Source organism: Micromonospora sp. DT44, assembly GCF_049841635.1.
Taxonomy (GTDB): domain Bacteria; phylum Actinomycetota; class Actinomycetes; order Mycobacteriales; family Micromonosporaceae; genus Micromonospora.
On sequence record NZ_JBNCKS010000051.1, the window covers coordinates 38,515 to 48,493 of the forward strand.

Below are 9,979 nucleotides of genomic sequence, written 5' to 3' on the forward strand. Positions count from 1 at the left end.
CGTGCGGCGACCTCGCCGGCGACTTCGGCGCGTTTGATGGAGTCGATGCTGAGGTCGGCTTCGAGGTCGAGGTCGAGCTCGATCAGGTCCACCGGGTAGCCGGTGCGTTCGCTGATCACGTCGAGGATCGCGGTCTGGAATTCAGGACCGGAGGCTGCGACCGCCACAGCTGCCACCTCGACCCCGCCCGTCGGTGCGGCCGGGGGAGCGGCCACCACCGCCGTCGCCGTCGCGACCGGGGCGATCTCGGTCCCGTGACCCGGCAGTACCACCGGCGGGTACGCCTGCGAGGGCTGCCACACGAGTCGCCCACCCGCGCCGTCGCCGAAGTACGCGAGCATCACGTCCCGCTGCGAGGCGATCATGTCCCGGCTGGTGCGGAGGAACTCGCTCAGCAACTCGTCGCGGCTGTCCCGACCACTGAAGGCGGTCCCGTTCGAAGCGGTCATCGACAACTCCTTGATCCGTCGTGGGGGCGTCATTCCGCCGGGCAGGCTGTTCCCGGACTGATCTCGTACGAGCTGGCCGTCCACGGTCCAGAACGGACGCTGGCCCGTCTTGACCGCTCCGAGGTCCGCCGTGTCGCGGCCCTGGAACAACCAGCCGGTCCGAACCGGGACGCCGGCACAGGCCAGTTGCGCGATGGTGACGAGGAAGCCGCGCAGCCCCTCGTCGGGGCGGGGCTCGGTGGCGACCGCCAGGTGCGGCCGGTCGCCGAGGATGGCCCGGACCAGCTTGGTGAGGACCTGACCGGGGCCGGCCTCCACGAAGGTCCGAGCGCCGCTGGCGTACATCGCCTCGATCTGTTCGACGAAACGCACGGGCGCGCCGATCTGCGCGGCGAGCCGCTCACGTACCCGGTCGGCGTCCCCGTCGTACGGCGCGGCCGTGTGGTTCGACCAGACCTGGATGGCCGGCTCCCGTACCGTGCTGGACGCCAGCGCCTCGGCGAAACGTGTGGTGCCGCCGGCCACCACCGGGCTGTGGAACGCGCACGCGACGGAGAGCTGACGGGCCGCCAGCCCGCCCTCGCGCAGCGCCGCGACCGCCGACCCGACCGCGGGAGTCGGCCCGGAGATCACGACCTGCGTCGGCGTGTTCCGGTTGGCCAGCACGACGTCGCCGGCCAGCCCCGATGCGGTGAGCACCCGGCTCACCTGCTCGGCGGTGCCGGTGACCGCCGCCATGGTGCCCGGATCGTCGCCGGTGGCGGCGAGGATCGCATCGGCCCGTTGCCGGCTCAGCGCGAGCAGGGTCTCGGGGTCGAAGGCGTCGGCTACGCAGAGCGCGACGAGCTCCCCGTAGCTGTGTCCGCCGGTCAGGTCCGGCCGGACGCCGAGCCGACGTAGCAGGTGGTCGACCGCGAGGCCGCCGATGCCCAGGACGGGTTGGGCGACCCGGGTGTCGCGTACCCGGTCCTCCTGCTCGCGCGCCGTCTCCGGGTCGAACGCCGACGGCGGGAAGAGGAGGTCCGCCCACTCGGCGCCGAGACGCAGGTAGTGCCGCAGCTCGGGAAACGCGACGAACAGCTCGGCGAGCGCACCCGGCCGCTGGCTGCCCTGGCCGGGGAAGAGGTAGGCCACCTTGCCCGGCTCCGGGTCGTCCGACGGTTGGACCAGCCCGCGTGCCGGGTCGTGCTCGCCAGCGACGGCCCGGCCCAACAGCTCGGCGAGTTCGTTCCGGTTACGAGCGACGATGGCGACCTGGACCGGGCCGGCCCGGTGGTCGGCCTCGTCGGCCAGCGACGCGGCCAGGTCACGCAACGACCACGGTCGGCCCAGCTCGTCGCGGTTCGACAGCATCTCCAGCAGCCGCCGTACCCGCAGATGTGCCGCGGGCCGATCGGCGCCGCGGAAGCAGAACAGCTCCGCGGGCCAGGACTGCCGGGTGTGCCGTGGCTCCGGGCTGTTCGCATACGCGCTGAGCACGGTGTGGAAGTTCGTCCCGCCGAACCCGAACGCGCTCACCCCGGCCAGCCGCTCGGCCGCCGGCGCGATCCACGGGCGAACGCCGGTGTAGAACGCGAAGGGGCTGCGGGCCGGATTCCACGCGGGGTTGGGGCGGGTCAGGTGGATCGTGGGTGGCTTGACTCCGGTGTAGAGCGCGAGGCTCGCCTTGATCACGCCGGCCAGGCCGGCCGCGCACTTGGTGTGCCCGATCTGCGACTTCACCGAGCCCAGCGTGCAACTACCGGGCTCCGCGCCGGCCTCGTCGAAGAACCGGGTCAGGGTCTCCAACTCGGTACGGTCGCCCACCACCGTGCCGGTGCCGTGTGCCTCGACCAGACCGACCTGTCGGGGCGAGACCCCGGTGCGCTGGTAGGCCCGGTCGAGGGCGCGTCGCTGCCCGCTCGCCCTCGGGGCGGTGAGCCCGAGCGCACGTCCGTCGCTGGAGCTTCCGATGCCCTTGATCACGGCGTAGATCCGGTCGCCGTCGCGCTCGGCGTCGGTCAACCGCTTCAGTACGACGCACGCCACCCCCTCGCCGAGGGCGATTCCGTCGCCGGTGCTGTCGAACGTGCGGCACCGTCCGGTGGGGGAGAGGGCGTGCGCGGAGGTGAACATCAGGTAGTCGTTGATGCCGTTGTGCAGGTCGGCGCCGCCGCAGATCATCAGGTCGCTGCTGCCGGCGCTGAGTTCCTTGCAGGCGGCGTCCATCGCGGCGAGCGACGAGGCGCAGGCGGCGTCGATCGTGTAGTTGGGACCGCCGAGGTCGAGACGGTTGGCGATCCGGCCGGCGATGACGTTGGCCAACACGCCGGGGAAGCTGTCCTCGGTGACCGTGGGAAGTTGGTCCTCCAACTCGGGCGGCACCTCCCCGAGGTAGGCCGGGAGCATGGTCCGCAGCGTCTGGGCGTGACCCATGTCGCTGCCGGCCTCGGCCCCGAACACCACCCCGGTCGAACGGTGGTCCGCGTCGGCCGCGTCGTACGGGTATCCGGCGTCGACGAGCGCCCGATGTGCCACCTCGAGCGCGAGCAACTGGGTGGGGTCGATGCTGCTCAGCGCCGCCGGGGGGATCCCGTACCGGATCGCGTCGAACGGGACCGGCTCGATGAACCCACCCCACCGGGAGACGCTGATCCGACCGGCCTGACCCGGTGCCACCTCGGGTGCGTAGTACGTGTCGACGTCCCACCGGTCGCGGGGCACCTCGGTGACCGCGTCGGTGCCGCTGAGTACGGTCTGCCAGAAACTGTGCAGGTCGGGGGAGCCGGGCAGGACGCAGGACATGCCGACGATGGCGATCTCCAGCGGCGCAACCGGCTCGTCCACCGGCGTGGCCGGCGGGACGAGTTCGGCGCGCAGCGCGGCGGTCCGTGCCGCGAGGAACTCCTGTGCCTCGGTGGTGACCTGCACGTGCAGCTCCGCGACCGTGGTCGGTGCGTGGCGCAGCACCGCGACCTGGCCGGCCATGAACATCCCCTCGACGGCCTGCACCGCCTCGTCGACCTCGACCAGGCCGTCGTCCTCCCGGCGCACGCCCTTGCTGGCGATCCGCAGCCGACCGACGTTCAACAGCTCCAGTTGCTCCCAGACCTGGCGGTTCTCCACCCCGGCCGACTCCAGCTCCTCCCGTACGCTGTGGAAGTCGTCCACGAACGGGCTGGGCAGGCAGCGGGTCGCGTGTCCGGGGGCGGTCTCCAGCAGCGATGTGCCGGTGGCGGCGATGGCCGCACGGTGGAACAGGGGTTGAATCGCGCCCTCCTGCACCGCTTCGCTGGTGAAGAGGTAGGCGGTCCCCATCAGCAGCCCGATCTGCGCCCCGCGGCCGGTCAGCGGGGCCGCCATCGCGGCGACCATCGCCGCCGACCGGGCGTCGTGGATGCCACCCGCGAACAGCAGTTGCAGTTGCTTGGCGTCGTCCGGCTTGTCCGCCAGGAACTCCTCGAGCACCAGCAGCTGCGCCTCCCACAGGGGAAAACTCGCCCGTGGTCCGACATGCCCACCGCACTCCGCGCCCTCGAAGACGAACTTGCGCGCGCCCGCCCGCAGGAACTGCCGTAGCAACCCCGGTGACGGTACGTGCAGGAAGGTGTTGATCCCGTCCTGCTCCAACGCCGTTGCCTGGGAGGGCCGCCCGCCCGCGATGATCGCGCACGCGGGTCTGATCTCCCGGATCGCCTCGAGTTGTGCCGCGCGCAGCTCGTCGGGCGCGAAGCCGAGCACCCCGACGCCCCAGGGCCGCTCGCCCAGTCGATCGGCGGTCTCCCGGAGCACCCGGCGGGACTGTTCCGCGCCGGACAGTGCGAGCGCGATGAAGGGCAGCGCGCCGTCGGCGGCGACCGCGGCCGCGAACGGGGCCTCGTCGCTGACCCTGGTCATCGGGCCCTGCACCACGGGTATCCGGACGTTGAGGGCGTCGGCGAGAGCGGCGCCCGGCGCCAGGGCGTCCCCGGCAGACGATTCGGCGAGCGCTTCGAGAAGGGTGGCGCGGATTCCGCGTACGGCGGCGGCGGTGTCGGACCAGCGCCGGGCGAAGACGGCGGCGAGCCAACCGTCCTGGCCGATCGGCAGCAGTTGTGAGGCGCTGTCGTGCGGACCGCCCCGGCGGATCCCGCGTACTCCGTCGACCAGGACCGTCTCGGACCCGTCCAGCCGACGGATCGCGCCCCGCGCGTCCGCCGGGAGTTCCGACTCCGGCATGAGGGTGAGCTGGCTGTCCAGGACGACGCCGGCCGCGCCGCCGATGACACAGGCGACGGCGGTGCGGGGGCCGATGCCGCCGGCGACCCAGATCGGCAGGTCGATGTCGTCGGCCGCGGCCAGTTGCTGGAGCAGGACGAACGAGCTGAGCTCGCTGACTGTGCCGCCACCCTCCATGCCCCGCGCGATGAGCCCGTGCGCTCCGGCGGCGGCGGCGTACCGGGCGTCGTCGAGGCTGGTCACCTCGACGAGCACTCGGTACCTGTCGACCACGTCGGCCAGTGGCCAGGGCGCATCCGGCGGTAGGACCAGGAGATCGACCCGGCCGTGGCCCGCCCGCTCCACGTCGGCCGGCGTGGCGGTGCAGCCGGCCGGTACGCGTACGCCGATCGGTCCGTTCGACCCGGCGGCGGCCTGGGCCAGGGCGGTGAGTGTCCAGCTGTCGCCGGAGGCGAGGTCCAGGACGCCGTGACCGCCGCCGTGGCGGGCGGCGGTCACGATGCCGGGACTGGGTTCGAGGGGGCTACCGGCGCTAATCGCGATTACGAGATCGCGCGTGTTCGGTGCAGGACTCATCGGACTCCCACTTCATTGGGCGCCCGGGTCCCGGGCGCGACCGAATGAATCAGATGATCAACCGAGGTTGCCGCCCGTAGCTTATTGTCGTCTGTCGATCTCGGGCTCCAATTAAGTTAGGCCAGCTTAGTTACGGCTCAGTTAACTTTCTCAAAATAGCCACCTGGCCTGCGGTTCTTCCGATCGCATCGATGAGACGCGGGACATCTTCCGTTCGCCGCGCCATGGCAGCCTGACCTCGGGCGGTGGCCGGTGGGAGCGCTCCGGCCGCGAGCCGTGGTGTTAACTATCGACGTACTTTGAATTCGGAAATGTTACTAGCCCAGCAGATTAAGTGACATCTATCACTATCATCTTGCAGATCCGGCTTATAAAAGCACTCTTATCTGGTCGGTTTGGTGGGGCCGGAACCATTCCTATCTCCTGAGTATGGAATTGGTTCCGGGCTGGCCCTCGCTGAATGGGCCGAATGCCTATCGGAGAGGAGGGGAATCGACCGACAGAATGCCATGTCATCGCGCGGGCGACCCTGGCCCGTCGCTCGACCGACCACCGCCGGGCGGGCCCGGTCGGCTCCACCGGGTCGCGCCGGTTCGAGCCGGGCGCGGCGCGCTTCGCGATGGGTCGCCACGCCCGCGTGCCCGGCGGCACCGCCGGATGCCCGTCGGCCATCACCGGACCGGCAGGACCTCGCCGACGGGCCGCCCACCCGCCCGTCCAACCTGAGCGGTCCGCTTCCCCTTCCACCTGCCCCCAACGAACTGGTGGTGCCTCATGCGCAAGATTCTCCTGCTGGCCCTGGTCGGTCTCGGCGCCCAACTGGTCGACGGCAGTCTCGGCATGGCCTACGGCGTGACCTCGACGACCCTGCTGCTCGCCGTCGGCGTCCATGCCGCCGCCGCCTCCGCCACCGTGCACCTCGCCGAGATCGGCACGACCCTCGCCTCGGGTGCCGCCCACTGGCGATTCGGCAACGTCGACGCGAAGGTCGTCGCGCGGATCGGCATTCCGGGTGCGGTCGGCGCCTTCGCCGGCGCGACCTTCCTGTCCAGCCTCTCCACCGATGCGGCGGCACCGATCATGTCGCTGATCCTGCTCACCCTCGGTAGCTACCTCCTGGTCCGCTTCACCACCTTCGGGTTGGCGAAGGGCAACATGGGCAAGCCGCTGCGCAAGCGATTCCTCGGTCCACTGGGCCTGCTCGCCGGCTTCGTCGACGCCACCGGTGGCGGCGGTTGGGGACCCATCGGCACCCCGGCGATCCTGGCCAGCGGCCGGCTCGAACCACGCAAGGTCATTGGATCTATCGACACCAGCGAGTTCCTGGTCGCCGTCGCGGCGAGCCTCGGCTTCCTCGTCGGTATCGGCGCCGAGAACATCAACGTCGGCTGGGTCGTCGCGCTGCTCATCGGCGGAGTGGTCGCCGCGCCGGTGGCGGCCTGGCTCGTACGCCTGGTCCCGCCCCGGGTGCTCGGCTCCGCGGTCGGCGGCATGATCGTGCTGACCAACAGCCGAACCCTGCTCCGCAGTGACTGGTTCAACGCCCCGGCCACCCTCCGTTATGGCTGCTACGCGGTCGTCTGCGCGATCTGGGCGGCCGCCGTGACGTACTCGATCCGTCAACACCGGAGGGAGCAGCAACAGAGCGTCACGATCAGTAACGGCTGACCGGCCTCGATCCAAGTGACCAGGAACGTCGGCACCTCCCGGCCCGTCGTTCGGGAGGTGCCGACGTCGGGGATGAACCAGTAACCCGGATACCGGCAGCACCAGGTGCTTCGTTGCGGACGTGAGCGGCGTAGCTCGGTGTCTAGGTCGGCAGGTGCAGGTGTTTCAGGTCCTCGGGTATCGGCAGGTCCGGTCGGTAGATCAGCATCGGCGGCTGGCTGTCGGTGTCGGCGCGGGCGGCGGGAGCGTCGGCGAGGGAGAACTGGTCTCGGAGTCGGCCGAAGAAGTCGTCGACGTCGGCGACGATGAGCTTCGCGCGGCGTCGGGCGGGGTAGACGGCGACCCAGTCGCCGGGGTCGAGGATTCCGTGTACGCGTCCGTCGACGACGACGGTGACCTGACCCGAGCGAGGGAGCACCTGGACGCCCACTGGTTCGTCCGGAGCGGTGACCATGCTGCGGTTGAACGCCATGTGCGGGGCGACCGGGGTGAAGACGAGGGCGTTGAGGCGCGGCGACAGGACCGGTCCGCCTGCGGCGAAGGAGTAGGCGGTGGAGCCCGTCGGTGAGGCGACCATGACGCCGTCGGCGGAGTAGGTGGCGAACAGCCGCCCGGACAGGTACACCGCGCCACTGGTCTGCCGGTCCCGGCCGAGTTTCTCGAACACGACGTCGTTGAGGGCGCTCAGGCCCAACGGGACACCCCAACCCACCTTGTCGGGCGTGCTCGGCCGTGGAAGAGGTGGGACGGCATCGGGACCGCGGCCGTAACGCAGCAGAGTCCGAAGTTCCGGTGGGACCTGCAGCGGTCGCGACGCCCGCAGGGTGAGCAGCATGCGCTCCTGGATGGGTGCGCGTCCGGCCAGGGCGGCGCCGAGCACTCTCGGCAGGTCTGTCGCGGCGAACGGGGTGAGGAAGCCGACCCGGCCGGCCTTCACGCCGAGAACGGGTGCGTCGGCCTCGACGGCGACGGCCGATCCGCGCAGGAGAGTGCCGTCGCCGCCGATCGTCACGACGAGCTGAGGTCGCTGCGCCAGGTCGGCCAGCACGTCGGCGGGGCTCTGCTCGTCCTGCCAGACGTTCAGGGTCTGCGACTCGGCACCGTGCTCGGCGCAGATCCGCGACACCATCTTTGCCGTCTCAGCGGCCTGCGGCCTGGTCGGGTGTACGACGACGCCAACGAGCAGTCGAACTCCTCCACGCCCTCTCGGCTGTCACCTCATCTGACGTTGAACACTGCGCATCACCCTACGTACGGGGGTTGGCGTGACCGCGATGGCGGTGACCGGCCCGCCGGAGCACGGACTACGCCGAGGAAGGCAGGGCGTCGAGGCGGGCGCGGACCGACTCGCTCCATGGATGGTCGAGGTCGGTGAGGATGCTCAGGGCCTGCTGCCACACCGCCCGCGCGGCGCCCGTGTCGCCCGCGGCGAGGTGGGTGTCGCCGAGATGAGTGAGGGTGTCCGCCTCGTGGGCGCGGTAGCCGAGTTCTCGGAACAGTGCGAGGGCCTGCCGGTAACAGTCGACGGCCCGGTCGTGCTGGCCGAGGTGGTGTCGGGCGTGGCCGAGGCTGTCCCAGGTGGCGGCCGTACCGCCGCGGTCGCCCACCCGGCGCAGGAGGCTCAGGGCGTGTTCGCAGTATTCGACGGCGGTGGCGTGGTCGCCGAGCAGCGTGTGGCACCAGCCGACAGCGTTGAGCGCGAACGCCTCCCCGCGTTCGTGTCCGGCCGCGCGGTAGAGCAGGACGGCTCGGCGGGCGTGCTCCAGGGCGCTGGGCAGGTCTTCCCGGTGCTCGTGCAGGTAGGCGAAGAGGCGGTGGATGAACGCCTGCCCGGCCGTGTCGTCGCTGCCCAGATAGAGGTCGAGGGCGCGGTGCAGGTGCTCCTGCGCGTCGTCGAGCCGCTGCAACCGCAGGTCCGTGTGGGCGAGGCTGAGGTGGGCGCCGGCACGCGCGGCCGGAATGTCGGGCCGGTCCGCGCACTCCAGCGCGGTCCGCCAGGCGACGGCGCGGTCGTACCAGTACCCACTGCGTTCCAGGTACGTGTCGAGGGCCCAGGCGAGCTGCCAGGCCTCCCGGTCGAGGTCCGACGCGGCGGCGAGGCGCAGCGTGGCGAGCAGGGCGGCGCGCTCGGCGTGGAACCACGCCGTCGCCTGGCGCGAATCCGCCAGGTGCTCCGGCGTGTCGGCGGCGGGCGGCGGGTCGAGCGGGAGCGGAATGGGGTCCCGCTGGGCGTGCACGAGCCGGTTCGCGGCGTGCGCGGCGTGCGTGTAGTGGCCGACCAGGCGTGACCGCGCGGCCCGCCGGTCGTCGGGGGCGACCTCCTCGGCAGCGTACGCGCGCAGAAGGTCGTGCAGGGCGTACCGGCCGGGCGCCGGTTCGGCGACCAGGTTGGCGCGGACCAGTTCGGTGGTCGGCCGGCTCGGAGGGCGGCGACCGGCCGGGGCCTGGTCAGCCCGGGAGTCGGGGTAGCCTACTCATTGTGATCAATGCCCGCCGTGGTGTGCTGCTGCTCGTTCTGCTGGGGTTAGCAGGCGTCATCGCCGCCGCGTATGTCATGTTGGTCGAGCATCCTGAGCATCTCGTACCCATTCAGGCTCTCACGCCGCTCCTGCTGGTAATCGCGCCGGGCTTTGCCGCGCGGTGGCGCAGGTCTGTGCGCCGGCCGGACCCTGCGCCGGAGTTGATCGATCGCGCCGTCGACCGGTTGGCCGAGCAGATCCGGGGGGGAGTCGAGTCTGATCTGGAACAGCGGGGATTGCGCGTCTCGGCACCCATACCGCTCGGCTGGAAGTGGTCGAAGCGCAACCTCGGCGTGTCACGGGAAGCAGCCGTCAATCCGACGTGGACGGAACACCGGGCGGCTCCGCTGCCGGGAATGAGCACAATCGGCCAGGGCGAGCTTGACAGCGGAAGTCTGGCGGACTTGTTCCAGGTCTATGGTCAACGCCGTTCAGTTAGGCGGTGGGTGTGGTCGTCAAGGGTCGGGCTGATGATTTTGATACTGGTGGTGGTCTGGTAGCTGCGCCGGTTGATGTTGGGGCCGCGGGCTTGGTATTTGCTGTTCGAGCGTTTGATCATGCGGGTTTTGG

5 protein-coding genes are annotated in these 9,979 nt (G+C 70.9%); 2 read left to right on the forward strand and 3 right to left on the reverse strand.

Annotated features, from left to right (window positions below; translation table 11 throughout):
• Window positions 1-5,144 (reverse strand): beta-ketoacyl synthase N-terminal-like domain-containing protein (locus ACLQ25_RS25480; protein ID WP_425733320.1); only part of this gene is annotated, 5,144 nt, incomplete at its 3' end.
• 852 nt (window positions 5,145-5,996) lie between these two features.
• Between ACLQ25_RS25480 and ACLQ25_RS25485 the strand changes: the two genes are divergently transcribed.
• Window positions 5,997-6,890 (forward strand): sulfite exporter TauE/SafE family protein, encoded by an 894-nt coding sequence (locus tag ACLQ25_RS25485; protein WP_425733321.1) that lies wholly within the window; start codon window positions 5,997-5,999, stop codon window positions 6,888-6,890.
• A gap of 142 nt (window positions 6,891-7,032) precedes the next feature.
• Here ACLQ25_RS25485 and ACLQ25_RS25490 read toward each other — a convergent pair whose 3' ends face one another.
• Window positions 7,033-8,019: an NAD(+)/NADH kinase gene (locus ACLQ25_RS25490; RefSeq protein WP_425733322.1), complete on the reverse strand. Its 987-nt coding sequence runs from the start codon at window positions 8,017-8,019 to the stop codon at window positions 7,033-7,035.
• Between the two features lie 175 nt (window positions 8,020-8,194).
• Window positions 8,195-9,127 (reverse strand): tetratricopeptide repeat protein, encoded by a 933-nt coding sequence (locus tag ACLQ25_RS25495; RefSeq protein WP_425733323.1) that lies wholly within the window; start codon window positions 9,125-9,127, stop codon window positions 8,195-8,197.
• 242 nt (window positions 9,128-9,369) lie between these two features.
• On the opposite strand from ACLQ25_RS25495, the gene ACLQ25_RS25500 reads away from it, so the two are divergent.
• Window positions 9,370-9,909 (forward strand): hypothetical protein, encoded by a 540-nt coding sequence (locus ACLQ25_RS25500; protein ID WP_425733324.1) that lies wholly within the window; start codon window positions 9,370-9,372, stop codon window positions 9,907-9,909.
• Window positions 9,910-9,979 lie beyond the last annotated feature (70 nt).